Source organism: Paenibacillus sp. FSL K6-1217 (assembly GCF_045040735.1).
Taxonomy (GTDB): domain Bacteria; phylum Bacillota; class Bacilli; order Paenibacillales; family Paenibacillaceae; genus Paenibacillus_AQ.
Map to the genome: position 1 here is coordinate 1,999,726 of NZ_CP150271.1, position 18,815 is coordinate 2,018,540.

An 18,815-nucleotide genomic window follows, 5' to 3' on the forward strand; every position below is an offset into this window, starting at 1 on the left:
CTATCCATCTGGTCTTCATTATTCGATTAGAGCGGTTATATTACTCGATCTCAAGCAGCAGCTTCTCTTCTTCCTCTTGCTCCGCAGCCACAGCCGCTTCGGATGGCGCAGCTACCAGAGTCGTCAGATTGCTGGCCTCACGGATCTTGTTCTCGATCAGCAAGGCAATATCCTGATGTTCCTTCAGGAACTGCTTGGAATTCTCACGTCCTTGACCCAAACGTTCGCCTTCATAAGAATACCAGGCACCGCTCTTGTTGACGATATCCATCTCCGTGCCGATATCCACAAGGCTGCCCTCTCTGGAGATTCCTTCACCGTACATGATATCCACATCCGCTTGCTTGAACGGAGGCGCTACCTTGTTCTTCACAACCTTGATCTTCGTGCGGTTACCCACGACATCATTACCCATCTTGATGCTCTCTACCCGGCGCACATCCAGACGGACGGAGGAGTAGAATTTCAGAGCGCGTCCACCCGGAGTCGTCTCAGGGTTACCGAACATAACGCCGATCTTCTCACGAAGCTGGTTAATGAAGATCGCAATGGTGTTGGATTTGTTGATGGCACCCGACAGCTTGCGCAAGGCCTGGGACATCAGACGGGCCTGCAAGCCTACATGGGAATCGCCCATGTCGCCTTCAATTTCTGCCTTCGGTACCAATGCTGCTACAGAGTCAACTACAATGATGTCTACTGCTCCGCTGCGTACAAGCGCTTCAGCGATTTCCAGGGCCTGTTCACCCGTATCAGGCTGGGACAGCAGCAATTCATCAATGTTAACGCCAAGTGCCTTGGCATACTTGGGATCAAGCGCATGCTCAGCATCGATGAAGGCAGCTTGTCCGCCCTGCTTCTGTACCTCTGCGATTGCATGAAGCGCAACCGTTGTCTTACCGGAAGATTCCGGTCCATATACTTCAATGATACGTCCTTTGGGAAGTCCGCCAATACCTAGTGCAATATCAAGTGCCAAAGATCCGCTAGGTACAACTTCCACTTTCATGTGAGTGGATTCTCCCAGTTTCATTACCGAACCTTTACCGAATTGTTTTTCTATTTGACGAAGCGCCATATCAAGCGCTGCACGACGATCTGACAATCAGACCACTTCCTTCACTGTTTATAGTATTATAATAACGTGTTTTGGAGGTCTTGCCAAGTCTTTTTTAGAACATACATTCGTTTTTTTTGCTCCCAGGGATAATGCTCCCTTATATTGTAAGACCAAGGCCTCCTTCCGAATGTAGAACATAGCAGGTGTTGCTCTTCTGCCCGGTACATAAGGGACAACCCATAGAATCAATCGTGTACCCTATATAAAACAAAAAACCGCAGCATGATTGCTCAAGCCACGGTTCTTCCGCATAGATGAATTATATACCAGCCAGAACAGTTATTGCAAGGCCGAGCCTTCCAGCGGAGTAGCCACCTTGCGTTCCTCCAGCCGCCGCCACAGGCGGTACAGCAGTGCCTTGACTGTACGCAGGCGGATGTTCTCCCGGGTCCCCTTGAGGTTCAGCTCGAAGACCTCTGTCTTGCAGCCCCGCTCAGCCAGTCCGACGAACACAAGGCCTACCGGCTTGCGCTCAGAGTACCCCGGCCCGGCTACACCGGTAACCGATAAGCCGAAGTCCGTGTCGGCAATCATGCGGACCTGCTCAGCCAATACTTCTGCAACCTCGCGGCTCACCGCTCCCGGGGCATCCGGGCCTTCAAGCATGGCGGAAGGCACATTCAGCAGTTTTTTCTTAATATCATTGGAGTAACACACGATCCCCCCGGCAAACATGGAGGCGCTGCCTGGGATATTCGTAATGCTCTCCATCAGCAGCCCGCCCGTACAGCTCTCGGCAGCGCTCAGAGTGAGTCCGGCATCCGCCATCCAGTCCACGATCAGCTGCTCCAGCGGCACATCGATGTTGGCATACAGATTCTCCGGCAGAATGTCAGCAATTTTCTTCTCAAGCAGATCAAGCTTGACCATAGCCTCCCGCTCGGACGGCGCTTTGGTAGAGATGCGCACGGTCACTTCGCCTTCCTTGGCATAAGGGGCAATTGTAGGATCGCTCTGGCTGCGGATCAGGTCAATCAGTTTGTCTTCCAGTAGCGATTCGCCGATTCCTGCGAACTTAAGCATCTTCGAGTAGAGCGGCATTTCATTGGTCAGTGCATGCTGCTGCAGCCACGGCTTGGCCTTATCCGTGAACATCGGCTTCATCTCCCGGGGCGGACCCGGCAGCACGATATAATATTTGTCCTCTTCGGCAAAAGCAATCCCCACAGCAAGGCCGGTCTCATTGGACAAAGGGGTCGTCCCTTCAATGACAAGCGCCTGCTTACGGTTATTCTCCGTCATTACAATCTTGCGGTCATCAAAGAAGCGCTGCACATGGTCCATGGCCAGCTGGTCGATATGCAGGGTCCGGCCCAGCGCTGCAGCCAGCGCATCCTTGGTCAGATCATCCTCGGTCGGACCGATGCCGCCGGTGAATATGATAACATCCGCACGGCTCTGTGCAATCTTGATGGCCTCCAGAAGGCGGCTTTTGTTGTCTCCCACAACGGTCTGAAAATAAACGTCAATGCCTAATGCAGCCAGCTCTATTGAAAGAAACTGTGCATTGCTGTTCACGATTTGTCCAAGTAAAAGTTCTGTACCAACGGCAATAATCTCTGCTTTCATAGCTGGCGTCCTCCTCCTGATTGTCGAAATCCTGCAGGCTTCAAGCCGAACCGGCGGCTCAGGCTTTGTTCAAATCCAGCAGATCCTTGTTCTTCACGAAATAATCAATACCAGAGTAAATGGTGACAATGGCTGCTGCCCAGATGGCAATGTCATCCACAGGGATGCTGACGAACTGGAACGGGAAATTATTAAGCAGCAGCAGTGAAATGGCAACAATCTGAATCACTGTCTTTACCTTTCCCCATTTGCTTGCTGCCACTACCTTCCCTTCCAGCAGTGCCACCTGGCGCAGGCCGGTCACGGCAAACTCGCGGCTGATGATGACGATGGCAATCCAGGAGTCGCATCTTCCCAGCTCGACCAGCGAGATCAGCACGGCTGAGACCAGCAGCTTGTCTGCAAGCGGATCGAGCAGCTTACCCAGATTGGTGACCATGTTATACTTTCTGGCTATGTAACCATCAATTCCATCGGTACTGGCTGCCAGCAGAAAAATAACCGCCGCGACCAAATGATTAATTGAAAGCTGAAAGGAGCCCCAATGTATCGGTTCCGGATAGAAGCTGAAGTCCACCAGCAGAAAAAACATCATGATTGGGATAAGGCAAATGCGCGATAATGTGATACGGTTGGGTAAATTCACTGAAGGTTCCTCCCCTAGTCCATTCAAATCCGGTATTCCAGCATTTTCTTCAAAACTGCTTAGCTAGTATATTATAGCCATAAATAAGTGTCAAAAAAACATGAAGCACCCCGCAAGTAAGGTAAGTATACACTGCGGGGCACATGGTCTTACTTTAAATTGTTAAACTGTAAATCCAGCGGCAAATCAGCTTTGCGCAAGAGCTGGATAATCTGCTGGAGATCGTCGCGGCTTTTGCCGGTCACACGGATCTGGTCGCCCTGGATCGTGCTCTTGACCTTAAGCTTGGAATCGCGGATCAGAATATTGATCTTCTTCGCGTTCTCCTGATCTATTCCTTGCCGCAGCCCCAGCCGCTGGCGCACGGTGCCGAGTGATGCCGGCTCCACTTTGCCGAAATCCATATTCTTCAGCGTGATTCCCCGCTTCACCATCTTGGTCTGAAGGATATCAATCACTGCATTCAGCTTGTATTCATCCTCTGAGGCGACTACAAGCGCATCCTTCTCCAGCTTCAGGCTGCTCTTGCTGTTCTTGAAATCAAACCGGTTATCAATCTCCTTCTCGGTCTGATGAACCGCATTGGTCAACTCCTGCATATCCATCTTGGATACGATATCAAATGAACTTTCCGAACTCATCGTTCCACATCCTTTACTACAATTAGTCTGTTCCTATTATATGAGATAGGGGCTATTAAGTCTAATACTGGAAAAGAGTCAAGTGGAAACGGCTTTGCCGTCCTTTGTAAGGACGGTACCGTTTCAGCGAGAAATAGAAGGATAATTTATAGCGTGAACATATAAATTCTTATATTTACACCTAAAAACACGCCTCCCGGAACCCGTCCGGGAGACGCTTAACCTCTTAATATTATCTGCTGCGTGCAGGAGCCCGAAACATATCCAGAATCCCCAGCAGAACATGTGCCAGTCCAAAGCCCAGAATACCATATCCCCAGGCGCCCGGTGTTAAATAATACCCCAGGAGACTGACAATAATACCAAGCCCTGTTACAATCCAGCTGACGGTCATGAGAGAATACACCTCACTTTGGCGAGAGAACTGTTAAACACTTCTAGGTTCTCCATTCTGCCAAAGACTATACATCAGGTCTACTATTCTCCTGTAGTACTCCCGCCAGTAGCGCCGTCCGTCCCACTTTCCAGTTCAAGCAGCAGACGCGAGGAGGTTTTGCCGTCGGTGATAGCCTGTCCGTTGACCGAAATTGCCGTAGCCGGTGAATATCCCGATTTGATATACATTCCGCCGCTGTCCAGTGTAAAGCTCAGATTCTCGCCGGCCTTGGTGTTCCCGAAGCTGAGCTTCTCCCCCTTGGAGTTCTCGCCCTTGTACACTTCAAGCCAGCTGACTCCGGTAGCGGCAATCTGTACCTGAACCGGGGTTCCGGCAGGTGCAGAGACCTTGTAAATGGTCGTCTTGCCCGATTTGCGGTCCTGAGTCACAGTGACGGCCCCCGGGGAAGCAGATGGAGACGGCTCCGGAGTTGCAGAAGGCGCTGTTGTTGCCGCGGCCCCTGCATCAGCCGTAGCTGCCGCAGCAGCTGTCGCTGTCGGCACTGCACCGCCGCCGCCAGCAGTTGCCGTAGGCTTCACCTTGGCCGGATCCTGCGTTGCGGTAGTCAGGCTTCCATTATCTGCTTTGTCGGCCTCATCATTCATCGTTGAGGAGGCATATAAGTAGATGACCACCAGGATCAGCACCGGGAAGGTCCACATCAGCAAGGTCGGCAGCCACTTGGCGTTCCGTTCCGTTTCAGGCTTGCGGCTCCGCTTCTGGATCACGGTCTCCATGGTAGTATCGACGGGAGCGGCAGGCACATTGCCATGCTCCTCCATCAGCTCATCCGGGTTAACCCCGACCGCCTCGGCATAGGTTTTGATAAAGGCCCGGACATAAAAACTTCCCGGAAGCACCTTATAATCCCCTGCTTCGATGGCTTCCAAATATTTTTTGCGGATCTTTGTAACTTCCTGGACATCATCAAGGCTCATCCCTTTTTGCAGACGAGCCTCCTTCAAATGCCGGCCCAGTTCCGACATACCATCACCTCCTGAATGTTGTGTTGTGTGAGTTAGGATTCTAAAATAAATATATTAAAGATCTTCACTGTAGCTTGTCGTAAACGACTCGTACAATATCTCTTCGTTCGGTGCATTGCGCAGCTCAATAATGATATCGAAGTCATCAAAGGTGAATTCGGACTCCCGCACAAAAATATCAGGATGCTCAATCACCTTGGTGCTGTCCATGCTCATGACATTCTGCAGCAGGTTATAATGCTTCTCATTGGAGCGGATAGTGCTGACAATTCCGTCAATGATAAATACATTATGCGGATTCATCTCGTCTTCGGCGAGCTGGCTGCGGACCGTCTGGCGCAGCAGCGTCGAAGAGACAAACGTCCAGCGCTTCATCGCACAGACGCTGCCGGCAATGATCGATTCCGTCTTGCCTACCCGCGGCATACCACGTAGTCCTATAACCTGATTACCTTCCCTCTTAAACAGCTCACCGAGGAAATCCACCAGCAGCCCGAGCTCATCCCGGGTGAAGCGGAAGGTCTTGCGGTCGTCCGAGTCACGGTCGATATACCGTCCATGCCGGACGGCCAGCCGGTCGACAAGACGCGGTGTACGGAGCGCCGTAACCGTTATATTATCAACTTTCTTGAGCATCTCGCCCATCAGCATAATCTTCTCATCGTCGCTGGTTTCCAGCAGCATACCGCGCGTCTTGCCTTCTACGCCGTTAATCGTCAGAATATTGACTTCCAGCATCCCCAGCATAGACGCGATGTCGCCTAACAGACCGGGTCTGTTCTTATGTATCTTATACTCCATATACCACTGTTTATATTCCACTTGTGCGCACCTCATAGATTCCTTTTCCCTGCATGTTGTTTCAGATACACGGGTCATGTTAATGATATATAAAAAAAAATTGAAAGGCAAGGACACGATTGTAATAATTGCAGAAAAGCTCCCGCAAGGGGAGCTTCTTCCGCATCACTATGCGTTTTTCTTCGCCAGTTTGACCATGAGTCCGGCAATGGTATGCTTCTCGTCATCCGTTCCGACATCCCACAGCTCTTTGATGGCCCGGTTGGAATAGTTGCCCGGATCGACCTTCTTGTCGAGGAATTCCCCGATTTCGAACGCCAGCTTGGTGATGGTCTCGTCGCTCATCCCCATTTTTTCGGCCTGAATGACCCGGTCTCCCAGAAAGCTTTTCCAGGTATCAAAATTCTTCACTACGGAATCTGTTGACATCTTAAATCCTCCTCGGCTTTGTAATGATATTGAGATTTAGAAGCAACAGTTATAATATGTCTCAAGCCGGAAGGTCTTATGCTGGAGCATTTCTCCAGAGGGGCTCACGGTCACTGGCGTAACTTTATACCGGCAATTAAGTAATCCAGCCGCCGTTCGGACTGATGACCTGCCCGGTAATATAACCGGATTCAGGCAGGGCCAGAAAATAAACAAGTGAAGAAATATCCTCAGGGGTAGCCAGTCTCCCCGCAGGAATCTCCTCCTCCAGCATCTTTAACTCATCCTCCTGCAGATTAGCCAGCATGGCCGTGTGGACCGCTCCTGGCGCTACAGCGTTCACAGTGACCTTGGAGGGGGCCAGCTCCTTGGCGAGCGCCTTGGTAAAAGCATTCACTCCGCCCTTACTCGCCGAATACGCCACTTCACAAGATGCGCCCGAAATCCCCCACACTGAAGAGACATTAATAATCCGCCCGTACCGTTGCGAGACCATATAAGGCATGAAGATCTGACTGCACATGAACGTGCCCTTCAGATTCACCGCCATGATATCGTCCCACTCCTCTTCGGTCAGATCGGCTAACATGCCATAATGGGCTTTCCCGGCATTATTGACCAGGATATCCGGCATCATGCCGCTGCTCTCCAGCCTTTCGGCCATGCGCACAAGCTGACTGCGGTCCTTCATATCCGCCGCGACGGTCATGACCTTCGCTCCCAGCGCCAGACAGCGCCGGGCCACATCATTCGCCGCTTCGTGCGAGTTCATATAATGAATTACAATATTCATTCCCACCGAAGCAAAACGCTCGGCGATTGCCCCGCCGATTCCCCCGCTGCCTCCGGTAATGAGCACTGTCATTTCGCCAATCGGTTTGCTGTCCTCTCCCGGTAACGCCATTAAGGACTCACCACCAGCGACACGGCCAGCTGCTCCCAATTGACATGGTCGTGGAGCCGGGCATTGACTTCATCCAGGGTGATCAATTCATACAGGGGAAGCACTTCAAACAGATCTCCTCCACGGAACTGGTAACGCGTGAACTCATGGGCAATGCTCTCCGGCGAATTCAGCATCCGCAGGAAGCCGCCGATTTTCTTTTTGCGGGCCCGTTCGAAATCCTTCTCCGCGAAGCCCGTCTCCAGAATAAGTCCCACTTCTTCTTTAATCCGCGCAAGCAGCAGCCCCGGATCTTTGGTATCGCCGCCGATTGCCGAGAAGGCATACTCAGGGGAGCTGTTATATTCATGGCCGAAGCTGTCGGAGATTAATTCTTCGTCATAGAGCTTCTGATACAGCGCCGTACTGCTGCCGAAGAGCAGATCCAGCATCAGCTTGGTGGTCAGATCCCGGCGTACCGCCGCTTCACCGGTCAGTCCATCCACCTTTTCCTTGAATCCGAACATCATTTTGGGAATGGAGACAGCCAGCCTGCTCTCCACATGCTTGGAGGCTACCGCCTCAGGCTCCTCCGCGAAGATACGGGTAATTTCGCCCTGCTTCTCATAGCTCTTGCCCTGCTGGTTGCTGCGGATCAGTTCAAATACCTGCTCAGGGTCCACGCCGCCGACAACGAACAGCAGCATATTGCTGGGATGGTAGAAGGAATTGTAGCAGGTATACAGCGTTTCTTTGGTGATGGTTGAGATGGATTCGATGGTCCCCGCAATGTCGATGTGAACCGGATGAGTAGCATACATGGCTTCAATCAGACCGAAATATACACGCCAGTCGGGATTGTCGGCATACATATTAATTTCCTGGCCGATGATTCCCTTCTCCTTCTCCACATTCTCATCAGTGAAATAAGGACGCTGTACAAAATCAACCAGGGTACTGAGATTCTGCCCGATGTTCTCCGTTGCAGAGAAAAGGTAAACCGTCTGATCGAAGCTGGTGAAGGCGTTCGCAGACGCACCATTGGAGGCAAAGGTGGCAAAAATGTCGCCTTCCGGCTCCTCGAACATTTTATGCTCCAGGAAGTGGGCAATTCCGTCAGGCACAGTGGTCTCTTCGCCGCCCGCAACCTTGAAGTGATTGTCTACCGAACCGTATTTCGTGGCAAAGGTGGCATAGGTTTTGAGAAAAGCCGGCTTCGGCAGCACATACACCTGCAGACCGTTATCCATAACCTCGTGATACAGCGTTTCTTGAAGTCTTTCGTAATGGAGCTTCTCCATTCCTATTCCTCCTTCCCTGTCAGGAAATAAATCGTATCCAGCTCGAATGTGTCCGCCGCCGCCTTCACTTCAGCCGCTCCCATGCCGTCAACCTGATCCATCAGCTCCTGGGCGGAACGGTCTTTGCCGGATAACTGGCGGTTGAAATCGAAGGAGATCATCTCGAACGCGGAATCCTGAATCTCGGACAGCAGGTTGCGGATCATCGCCTTGGTCTGGCTAAGCTCCAGGTCACTGATATTGCCGGCCTTCAGCTCCTCCAGCTGTTTGCGGATAATATCCACGGCTTTGCCGTAGTTCTGGGTCTCGATCCCCGATTGAATCGTCCCGATGCCCTTGTGCCCGTCATAACGGGAGGAGGCGTAATAAGCAAGGCTCTCCTTCTCGCGCACGTTCACGAACAGCTTGGAATGCGGGTAACCGCCAAGAATGCCGTTGTACATCAGTGCAGAAGCATACCGGTCATCCTTGTAAGTAATAGAGGTCCGCAGTCCCATATTCAGCTTGCCCTGGCTCACATCCAGCTTCTCCTCCACCGTCCGCACTTCCGTAACTGCAGTTGGAGTGAAATTGGAGGTATACGGTGCCGATTCGGAAGAACGGGCCCGGCCAAAATGCTCCGTAACCAGCTTCTCGACTTCCTCAGGTGTGGTATCGCCCACTACGTACAGATCTAACGTAGCTCCATTCAGCCAGGAGGTATAGGTCTGGTACAGCGTCTCCGGAGTGATGGCATCCAGGTCGGCCCGCTGGCCGAGGGGATGCAGACGGTAAGGCTCGTTGCGGCACATTTCCTCAATGCAGCGTTCTGCCGCGTAGCGGATTTTGTCATTCACAATGGATTCCAGCTTCTTGCGGATCGTCTCGCGTTCTGTAGCTACATAAGAAGACCGGAAGGTTCCATTCTCAAGCAGGGGCCGGGTCAACACCTCTCCGAGAAAAGCAAAGGATTCCCCAAGCAGACTCTCCTTGCTCTGTACAAAGGAATCGTTGATCGTATCCATCCGGAACTGGACAATCTGGTAATCCCCGCGCTTGTAAATATCGAAGCCGAAGCCTGCACCGTAGAGTTCCTCCAGACGCTCGCGGAACTGGGTGGTCTCCGGGTAGGAAGCTGTACCCCGCCGGAGCACAAACGGTACCAGTGCGGTAGAGGTAACTGTACGTTCTTCAAGCGGAACGCCTGCGTACAGTGATATGGCGAACGTCTTGAACGCCTTGGTCGGCAGAACATGTATACGCATGCCTGCGGCATTGCCATGTTGAAATCCATTATTAGTCAAGTCCAAAACTCCTTTGCGGCGTGGATTGATGCTCTATAACAAGTTTATGAAGTATTATCCATTCTAAACCATTCCAAAGTAAGGAAGCAACCGGAGGACAGCGTACCGGTTGCTCTTACGGAAGGATGTATACAGGTCAGATGGAGGCTACATGCAGAAAATATGCTGGCCGATCGTCTTCACCTGCGGACGGGACCAGATCCACTTGGAGGTTGCCGTCTTAGGATTGAAGTAATAGATACAGCCGCCCGACGGATCCCAGCCGCTCAGCGCCTGTTGTACTGCCTTGCGTGCCTGTTCATTAGGCTCCAGATAGATCTGGCCGTCGGCTACAGCGGTGAAGGCTCCAGGCTGGAAAATGACGCCCGAAGGCGTATTCGGGAAGCTCGGTGATTTCACACGGTTAAGAATTACAGCGGCTACAGCCACCTGTCCCTCAAAAGGCTCACCGCGCGATTCGCCGTAAACCGCATTGGCCATAATTTTCAGATCATTGTCGGACAGACCCATCGTGTTGCCGGAGGAGAGCTCAGCCGTATTGGATTTGGCCGCGGCCGCGCCGGATGGCGCTTTTTTCTGGGCGGTAGTGGTCCCGGGTGCTGTAGGTTTCCACGCTTTGGTTGCATTGTACAGCTTAAGCTTCGTCTTGGCCCCGACTACCCCGTCGGATTTGAGGCCGAATTTCCACTGGAACCAGGTGACGGCATTTTTGGTTTTGGTGCCGAAGTGGCTGTCAATCTTCCCATTAAAATAACCGAGGTGCTTCAGTCTTCCCTGCAGCTCATAGACATCCTGCCCGGAGGAGCCAACCTTAAGCGGAGTTGTGCCGAACACGGGCATGGCCTCCTCCTCTTCATAAAGAGGTTCTGCGGCTGCCTGATCTGCGGCATACGGCTTGGCATAGATCACCTCATGATCTTTGAAGATGACACCCGCAAACGGTGCAGCTGCAAGGGCAAGGGTTACTGCGGCAATGATCCACTGCTTATGTTTTGTCATAGGATTCGCTCTACCTTTCTCTTGGAAGTTCTGCATGAATGGCTAAAGTTATTATGACGACTGGCAGGACTTCCTATGCATGACCGTAAGACTGGGAAGCGTAAATCCATTGCAAATGAGAACGATTATCAATTATACTTGAGTTATGAACCAACAGGAGTTGAGAACAATCATGGATTTTAAGGACCATATCGTGCTGTGGAACCATGCTTTAATAGAAGTTATGGATATCCGCAAGGCCTCGTTCACTTCCGTACAGCCTCCGCTGAAGTACCGCCTTCCGGCTAGTACATACATATATATCGTACGCGGCAGTGCAACTGTGCTTATAGATGACAGACCGTATGAACTCAGCGGCTCCAATGTCTTGCATGGGGGAAAAGGCGCCACCATCAAATTGCTGAAAACAGAGCAAATTCTGGATTATTACCTTATTATGTACCGCTCCACATTAACCCTGCCTGCACGGCGCAATCTGACAGCACTGCTGGAACGCAGCAAGCCTTTTACCGGGACATATCACTTCACTCCTGCCCACCCTCTGCCGCTGTATGAGATTATAGAGCAGATGTATGGTCAGTGGCAGACAGGCCGCAACCTTGAGCATCTGCATGTCAAAGCCCTGTTCTATCAGTGGGTTCATGAGCTGTTTCATCAGATGCAGGGGCAGGAGTTACAGCCTCTCAGGGCAGATACGCTCGACCAGGCTATACGCTATATGCACGATTCTTATAGTAAGCCGTTCACCCTGGATACACTGGCCGGCACGCTAGGCACCAGTCCGAGGACGCTATCAAGGTTATTCCGCATGCGGCTGAACACCAGCCCTGCCCAATATCTGGTTCAGCTCCGCATGGACAAGGCCCGTGAGCTGCTGCTTGGCACAGAGGCCACTCTGCACGATATTGCTGTGGCTGTGGGTTACCCGGATGCGTACTCTTTTGGCAAAATGTTCAGGAAGCACTTCGGAAACTCTCCGGTGAGATATAAAAATTCCCTGCAGGCTGCTTCCCTCTGGCCGGATGTGCCATCTGCGCTGTCTGTATATGACATTGCCGGTGAAGACACTCTCCGATATATTGATGATGATAATCATTATCAATATGAGCTAAAAGGAGCGTCATCTATGTTCAGAACGTCCAAGCCATCCCTAATGTTCACCTTGTTGTTATGCTTCACCATAGTATTAAGTGCCTGTTCCACCGGAAATGCCGGTTCCAATGCAGCAGGCAATGGCGGCCCGTCGCCAACCGCATCTCCCGCAGCCACTGCACTCGCCACACCTTCTCCCGACAACACGGCAGCCGAGACACAGACCCGGACAATCTCTACGGTAAAAGGAGACATCGAGGTACCCGCCGATCCTCAGCGTGTCGTTGTGCTGTACTTGCTGGGCGATGTTCTTGCTCTGGGAATTAAGCCTGTAGGTGTATCCAGTGTAAATGAAGGCGCTGCCTTCGAGAACGAATTGAAGGATGTACAGAATCTGGGAAGTTGGTTCGAGGCCAGCCCGGAAGCCGTTTTATCGCTTGATCCCGATCTGATTATCGTTCCTTCCGAGGAGACCTACAATGCATTGCATGACATTGCACCCACTGTGTTAGTACCTTATGAGAAAATGACGACTGCTGAGCGGGTCAGCTTCATTGGACACACTCTTAACAAGGAAAATCAGGCCACCAGCCTGTTAAACGACTTCAATACCAAAGTGGAGAATAGCAAGCAGAAGCTGCGGGAGGCGGGAATTCTAGATTCAACCATCTCCATCATGGAAGGCGGTGGAGAGCGGAGTATGTTAGTAATTATGAGCAAACAATATGGCCGGGGCTCGCAGGTCTTATATGAATATCTTGGCATGAAAGCACCGGAGAAGATTCAGCAAAAGATAGATAGTAAAACCGATGTTGGCGGTGAGTCTGTATCCTTTGAAGTCATTGCCGATTACAGCGGGGACTATATCTTCCGTTCCTCCTATGACGGGATGACTGACCTGACGGGAGACCCGCTCTGGAACAGTATTCCCGCAGTCAAAGAAGGCCGGCTGATGAATATCGACTTCGGATTATCCTATTACAATGACATCTACTCCCTGAACGCACAGCTTGATTACATTGTGGACGCCCTGCTTGCAGCACCACGGGTGAAGTAATACCGTTCAACCCCAATTCATAGTTGTAGCCAAAAAAGAGATGACCCGGCTTGCGGGTCATCTCTTTTGCAGTTTATGAACTCAGTCTATTGTGCTGATACTGCTCCAGCGACATCAGCACCTCACGCGGCTTGCTGCCCTCGTAAGGGCCGATGACCCCTCTGGCCTCCATGGAGTCGATTAAGCGTGCAGCGCGGGTGTAGCCCACCCGCATACGCCGCTGAAGCAGCGATACCGAGGCTTGCTTGGCTTCCAGCACGATCTGAACCGCTTGTTCATACAATTCATCCTGCGGCTCCTGGTCATCGCTCATGGTGTCGTCCACCTCCGGCACAAGCGATTCATCGTAATTCGCTTCCCCCTGGCTGCTGACATACTGGACAATCGTCTCCACTTCCTGATCGCTCATGAAAGCACCCTGAACGCGGATCGGCTTGGAAGCGCCCATCGGCAGGAACAGCATATCGCCGCGTCCCAGCAGCTTCTCGGCACCCGGCATATCCAGGATAGTCCGGGAATCCACATTCGAGGAGACGCCGAAGGCAATACGCGAAGGAATATTGGCCTTGATGAGGCCGGTAATAACATCCACGGAAGGACGCTGTGTAGCAATAATCAGATGGATTCCCGCCGCCCGTGCCATCTGGGCAAGCCGGCAGATCGCATCCTCCACATCATTGGCCGCAACCATCATCAGATCGGCAAGCTCGTCCACGATGACCACGATATACGGCAGCACCGCTGCCGGATTATCCTTCATCAAGTTGTTATAGCCTTCCATATTGCGTGTGCCTGATTTGGAGAACAGCTCATAGCGCTTCTCCATCTCCACCACAATCTTCTTCAAGGCCAGGCTGGCCCGCTTGGGGTCCGTAACGACCGGAGCCAGCAGATGCGGAATGCCGTTATATACATTCAGCTCAACCATCTTAGGGTCAACCATGAGGAATTTCACTTCATTTGGCTTAGCCTTATACAGAATACTGGTGATAATCCCGTTGATACAGACCGACTTACCGGAGCCGGTAGCTCCCGCTACCAGCAGATGGGGCATCTTGGCCAGATTGCCGATAATCGTCTGGCCGGAGATATCCCGCCCGAAAGCAATCGATAGCCGGGACTCCGCATCCTGAAAAATCTGTGTCTCCATCACTTCCCGCATGGTGACTACCGAGACCTCTGAATTCGGCACTTCGATGCCGATTGCGGATTTGCCGGGAATCGGCGCTTCCATGCGGATATCCTTGGCTGCCAGCGCCAGTGCAATATCATCGGTAAGATTGACAATCCGGCTGACCTTCACGCCGATATCCGGCTGAATCTCATACCGGGTCACGGCCGGTCCACGGACCACCTCCAGCACCTTCGCCCTTACACCGAAGCTCTCCAGTGTGGCCTCCAGCTTACGCGCCGTCTGCATGTAGTCATTCTGATCGCCTGCCTTCGCCCCGTTACTGGGCTTGGACAGCAAACGGAAGGACGGCAGCTTGTACGGCTTGGGCGGCGGAGGGGGCGGTATAATGGGAGCCGCCTCACCATCCTCTGCCGTTTCCAGCAGCCCGTCCAGCTCCACTGGCAGCAACTCTTCTTCGGACTCACCGCGCGAAGCAGGATCTGTTCCCGTTCTCGTCAGCTCGGCAGCGCCAGTACCTGTGGCAACACCGCCCCGCGCTGCCGGTGAGAATTCACTCCATTCCTCCCGGTCCTCGGCATTTAGCCCTTCAGAGCGGATATGCTCGAAGAAGTCACGGATGATCGGCGTAACAGGTTCAAGCTCCTCATCCGGGAAGTCCTCCTCCCCATACTCCTCAGGAGGAACCCCTCTTGCAGCTGTCAGCCCGGAGATTACAGGACCATTGCGAGGATCGGTAATGATGATATCCGGCAGTTCATCCTCCGGATCATCCATAATTTCCGGCTGACTCTGGCGGGCAGACCCGCCGAACCATCCGGTTATTCTGTCCAGCAGCTTCGACTGTCCGCGTCTTGGCAGCTGCTGCCCCGATCCGTCATCCTCTTCGAAATAATCGTCATCATCCGCAGGCTCAGGCACCGTGACTCTGCCGGCCTTGGCCGGTCTGCTGTTCACCACCGGAACAGCAGCCGGCCGGTTCGCCGCCCGCAGCTTTATACCTTCAATCAGCTTGACGGCTCTTACCCGGAGTAATGTAAACAGCTCCACATAGGACAGATTGGTAATCAGCATGAAGCTGATTGCCAGCAGGACAATCATCAGCAGCTTGGCACCCAGATTGCCGAACAGCCATAGGAGCGCAGCATATTCAAGTGCCCCGATGTACCCCCCGCTGATGTCCTTGCCGAGCATATACACGCTGCTGTCGCCGGCACCCGGCGAGAGGGCGCCGGATAGATCATTATGTATTTGAGACAGTACATTGCCCGGATGCAGCATCCCGAGCGGACCGAGCTTCTGCTGCATCGCCGATATGGTACTCATTAGGCACATAGACAACAGCAGGAGCAGGCCGCCGGTATAGCGGCTGTTCCAGGTAGACGGCCATTTCCTGTGAATCATCACCATCAGGCCATAAAAGGTTCCCGCCAGCGGCAGCACAAAATAGAATCTGCCAAGCAAATAACCCGCCATGCTTGAGAGCGAGCGGCCGACAGCCGCTTCCCCCGACAAAGCAATGACGGAAATCGTAATCAGCAAGATTCCGTAGATTTCATATTTTAAAACACTGCCCAGCAGCGCTTTCTTCTTCTTTCTTCTCCGTTTAGCCACGCCAGCCACCCCCGAGTCAACATTATACCATATAATGGCGTGGCGTACCTATGTTCTCTTTTGTCAGAATATGCATCTTTAGGGGGTTTGTTCGCCTTTAGCTGTCCAGTTGAATAATTGCACCCGGGGAGAAGGCGGCATCGAGATATTTATCCAGCGGACACTGCAGCAGCCGGACCACCTTCGCCTGTCCTCCGTCAAGCAACTCTACCTGCATCAGCATGCCTTGAACGGTTACCTCCTGCACAGGACTGGCATAGTTCAGCGCTCCCTCGAACACCTGCTCCATCGGCAGAATGGTATAAAAGGTCATTGGGTCAGCCCCCCTTGCGGAAGCGAATCGTTCGCCAGAGCGGGGGCAGCGGCAATCATCCGGTTCAGATGGGCCAGTGCGGCACCGATCCCGCCCACCTCATCCATCAGGCCGTACCTCACGGCATCCTGGCCGCCCACTGCGGTGCCGATGTCGCGGTTCAGCTCTCCGGTCTTGAACATCAGATCCTTGAACTGAGATTCCGTAATGCGGGAATGAGAGGTCACGAATTTCACCATCCGCTCCTGCATCCGCTCCATATATTCGAAGGTCTGCGGCACGCCGATCACCAGGCCGTTCATCCGGATCGGATGGATCGTCATGGTTGCACTTTCGGCAATAATCGAATAGGTGGAGGATACCGCAATTGGTACACCAATGCTGTGACCGCCGCCGATGACAACAGTGACCGTAGGCTTCGACAAGGACGCAATCATCTCGGCAATGGCCAGTCCGGCCTCTACATCCCCGCCGACCGTATTGAGAATAATCAGCAGCCCTTTAATCGTCTTGTTCTGTTCTGCTGCCACAAGCTGGGGAATAATATGCTCGTATTTCGTGGTTTTGTTATGCGGCGGCAAGACGAAATGACCTTCAATCTGTCCTATAATCGTCATGCAAAAAATATCCGGCTCCCCGGTCGGAACCGCCGTCTGCCCCAGCTCCTTCAGCACCCCTACAGGTCCAGGCATCCCTGGCGGAACTGGCTCATTCACTGCGGGTTTAATCTCGCCGGGCATAATCTCTTCGTTGCGTCCCCCGCCCGCCTTGCTTGCTTCTGTGATTTCCATCGTACACAGCGCTCCCCTTCTGCCTGCAACACCCGTGTGCTTCAGGTTTCTAATTTCTGTTAGTATGACATTCCGGGGGACTCCCTTATGCACTATATAGATTGTCCTTGTTTTTTTCTGTTGCTAAAACAGAGGACGGCCGTTTCATGAACGGCCGCCCTGCAATTAATACTTATCCACTACAGCCCCCAGCGCTGCTCCGCGCACGTAAGGCTGACCTTTCAGGCTCTTTAACCCGTCCGCCGTTCCGGTCACAACCACGCCCAGTATCCGTACATCCCCGTCCTGCGGTGCATCCTTGTCTTTTTTTAAATAATTGTAGATCCGCTGATACTCGCTGTGGTGATTGTCTTTCTTGTCTACCCCAATCTGCACTGCGCCGATGAAATCCTCGGGTTTCGCCTGATCCCAATCCGGCCGGTTCCCGAAGCCATAGACTCCATAATTCGCACTCATCGGGGTCGGATAGTTCATTTTAGCGGGATCATTCTCGTCCGGAAACGGTTTGAAGCTGAACCCCTCGCGATCATCATACGTATCGACCCAGTACCAGACCGGCTTCAACCCAGCGGGCAGCAGGCGGTTCACCTCTTCGAACGAATAGTCCTTGTCAAAAGATATCGCCAGCTCCACCCGCTTGTCTTCATTCATCTGGTCCAGCTCGGGAAGATCATTGATGATTTTTCCGTTGTAATCCACTCCCGGGATATAGAAGGCCATCTCTCTTTGACCATTGTCAGAATTATAATTCCGGTAGTACTCGTACCCCTCCTGTTCCATACGCGGATCTTCTACAGTCAAATTCGATGCTCCGCCGTACGCACCCGTTGTGAAAGGGAACCACCAGGGATTGTAATTGAGCCATCTGGTTTTCCAGGGGATAGGTACGTCATCGACGATTTTGTAGGTATTCATTTCCAGGACGCCTGACAAAAAACCGCGGTTGTCCTTGTAGCCGGACTCGTATTCATTGGGACTGCTGATCATCCTGTATTTCTGTTCGCTATAGTGGGCATTCATGGACAGATGACCTACAAGCTGCGCTGCTCCAAAGAAGACGATCAACAGCGTAAGTATACTGACTCCAAGTGAGATCAGAATGCTGCGGATCATGCTTTTCCGTTTGGTTTTCTTCAGGGTCTGGATAATATTCTGATCTTCTGCGTCTTCCCATGGGGCTGTCATTCGCCCTCACCTCCGTATAATTGTTGAAATTGCTGTCTGGCCCGGTAGAGTGTTGCTTTCACTGTTCCTTCGGAAATGCCGAGCAGAGCGGAGATCTCCTTGTAGGACAGCTCCATTTCATATTTCAGCAGAATCAGCTGCTTGTTGACCGGATTCAACCGGGCCAACACTCCCTCAATCTCCTCTTTCCGCTCCCTGCGCAGCAGTACCGCCTCCGGCAGCTCCTGCTCCTGGGACGGATGTTCTTCCACTTCCCCGCCGTTATATTGATATCTCTTCTGCCCTCGGCAATGGTCAAAATAACGGTTGATCGCAACCTTATACAACCAGGCGCTGAACTTGCGCTCATCGATCGCTTCCAAATACAGCAGAGCCTTGTACACGGTATCCTGCACTATATCCTCTGCATCTGAGGGCCCGGCGCCGAGGCGGATCAAGTAGCGGCGGATCTCCGCCATTTTGGGTTGGAGCACCTTCTCCATGTCTTTTGGCTCCATGCTGCACCTCCTTGCCTGTATAACGGTCAGGTTGCCCAAA

18 protein-coding genes are annotated in these 18,815 nt (G+C 52.5%); 1 reads left to right on the forward strand and 17 read right to left on the reverse strand.

Translation table 11 applies throughout. From position 1 onward, the window contains the following. Positions 1-40 precede the first annotated feature (40 nt). The 12 genes from recA to sleB all read right to left on the reverse strand — a co-directional run bounded on the left by recA (position 41) and on the right by sleB (position 11,094). Positions 41-1,105, reverse strand: coding sequence for a recombinase RecA (gene recA, locus MHH28_RS08805; RefSeq protein ID WP_405114015.1), 1,065 nt, complete (start codon positions 1,103-1,105; stop codon positions 41-43). Between the two features lie 294 nt (positions 1,106-1,399). After that, positions 1,400-2,689, reverse strand: a complete 1,290-nt coding sequence (locus MHH28_RS08810) for a competence/damage-inducible protein A (protein ID WP_405114017.1) — start codon at positions 2,687-2,689, stop codon at positions 1,400-1,402. Between the two features lie 58 nt (positions 2,690-2,747). Further along, positions 2,748-3,335, reverse strand: coding sequence for a CDP-diacylglycerol--glycerol-3-phosphate 3-phosphatidyltransferase (gene pgsA / locus MHH28_RS08815; RefSeq protein ID WP_405114019.1), 588 nt, complete (start codon positions 3,333-3,335; stop codon positions 2,748-2,750). A 149-nt stretch (positions 3,336-3,484) separates the two neighbouring features. Beyond that, positions 3,485-3,976 (reverse strand): YajQ family cyclic di-GMP-binding protein, encoded by a 492-nt coding sequence (locus MHH28_RS08820; RefSeq protein WP_405114021.1) that lies wholly within the window; start codon positions 3,974-3,976, stop codon positions 3,485-3,487. Between the two features lie 232 nt (positions 3,977-4,208). Then, complete coding sequence (locus MHH28_RS08825; protein ID WP_179090467.1) at positions 4,209-4,370, reverse strand: hypothetical protein; 162 nt, start codon at positions 4,368-4,370, stop codon at positions 4,209-4,211. An 83-nt stretch (positions 4,371-4,453) separates the two neighbouring features. After that, the gene (locus MHH28_RS08830) at positions 4,454-5,398 is read right to left on the reverse strand and encodes a RodZ domain-containing protein (protein ID WP_405114023.1); all 945 of its coding nucleotides are present in this window, start codon (positions 5,396-5,398) and stop codon (positions 4,454-4,456) included. Between the two features lie 54 nt (positions 5,399-5,452). Continuing rightward, entirely contained in the window at positions 5,453-6,220 is a 768-nt protein-coding gene (locus MHH28_RS08835; protein ID WP_405114025.1) for a DUF3388 domain-containing protein, read from the reverse strand. A 147-nt stretch (positions 6,221-6,367) separates the two neighbouring features. Continuing rightward, the gene (locus MHH28_RS08840) at positions 6,368-6,628 is read right to left on the reverse strand and encodes a DUF3243 domain-containing protein (protein WP_036692667.1); all 261 of its coding nucleotides are present in this window, start codon (positions 6,626-6,628) and stop codon (positions 6,368-6,370) included. A 136-nt stretch (positions 6,629-6,764) separates the two neighbouring features. Continuing rightward, positions 6,765-7,532, reverse strand: coding sequence for an elongation factor P 5-aminopentanone reductase (ymfI, locus tag MHH28_RS08845; RefSeq protein WP_405114028.1), 768 nt, complete (start codon positions 7,530-7,532; stop codon positions 6,765-6,767). Then, entirely contained in the window at positions 7,532-8,812 is a 1,281-nt protein-coding gene (gene yfmH / locus MHH28_RS08850; protein WP_405114030.1) for an EF-P 5-aminopentanol modification-associated protein YfmH, read from the reverse strand. The genes ymfI and yfmH overlap by 1 nt, the downstream gene beginning before the upstream one ends. A gap of 2 nt (positions 8,813-8,814) precedes the next feature. Next, entirely contained in the window at positions 8,815-10,095 is a 1,281-nt protein-coding gene (gene yfmF / locus MHH28_RS08855) for an EF-P 5-aminopentanol modification-associated protein YfmF (protein WP_405114032.1), read from the reverse strand. Between the two features lie 147 nt (positions 10,096-10,242). Continuing rightward, complete coding sequence (sleB, locus tag MHH28_RS08860) at positions 10,243-11,094, reverse strand: spore cortex-lytic enzyme (RefSeq protein WP_405114034.1); 852 nt, start codon at positions 11,092-11,094, stop codon at positions 10,243-10,245. A gap of 172 nt (positions 11,095-11,266) precedes the next feature. Between sleB and MHH28_RS08865 the strand changes: the two genes are divergently transcribed. Then, entirely contained in the window at positions 11,267-13,243 is a 1,977-nt protein-coding gene (locus MHH28_RS08865; RefSeq protein ID WP_405114035.1) for a helix-turn-helix domain-containing protein, read from the forward strand. A gap of 73 nt (positions 13,244-13,316) precedes the next feature. Here the strand turns inward: MHH28_RS08865 and MHH28_RS08870 are convergent, their stop codons facing one another. From MHH28_RS08870 to MHH28_RS08890, 5 genes are all read right to left on the reverse strand, one after another. Then, positions 13,317-15,989: a DNA translocase FtsK 4TM domain-containing protein gene (locus tag MHH28_RS08870; RefSeq protein WP_405114037.1), complete on the reverse strand. Its 2,673-nt coding sequence runs from the start codon at positions 15,987-15,989 to the stop codon at positions 13,317-13,319. Positions 15,990-16,086: 97 nt separating this feature from the next. After that, positions 16,087-16,302, reverse strand: a complete 216-nt coding sequence (locus MHH28_RS08875) for a YlzJ-like family protein (protein ID WP_405114039.1) — start codon at positions 16,300-16,302, stop codon at positions 16,087-16,089. Next, complete coding sequence (locus MHH28_RS08880) at positions 16,299-17,093, reverse strand: ClpP family protease (RefSeq protein WP_405114041.1); 795 nt, start codon at positions 17,091-17,093, stop codon at positions 16,299-16,301. The genes MHH28_RS08875 and MHH28_RS08880 overlap by 4 nt, the downstream gene beginning before the upstream one ends. Positions 17,094-17,258: 165 nt before the next feature. Further along, positions 17,259-18,278, reverse strand: coding sequence for an anti-sigma factor (locus MHH28_RS08885; protein WP_405114043.1), 1,020 nt, complete (start codon positions 18,276-18,278; stop codon positions 17,259-17,261). Beyond that, complete coding sequence (locus MHH28_RS08890; RefSeq protein ID WP_405114045.1) at positions 18,275-18,775, reverse strand: RNA polymerase sigma factor; 501 nt, start codon at positions 18,773-18,775, stop codon at positions 18,275-18,277. The genes MHH28_RS08885 and MHH28_RS08890 overlap by 4 nt, the downstream gene beginning before the upstream one ends. Between the last annotated feature and the right edge of the window lie 40 nt (positions 18,776-18,815).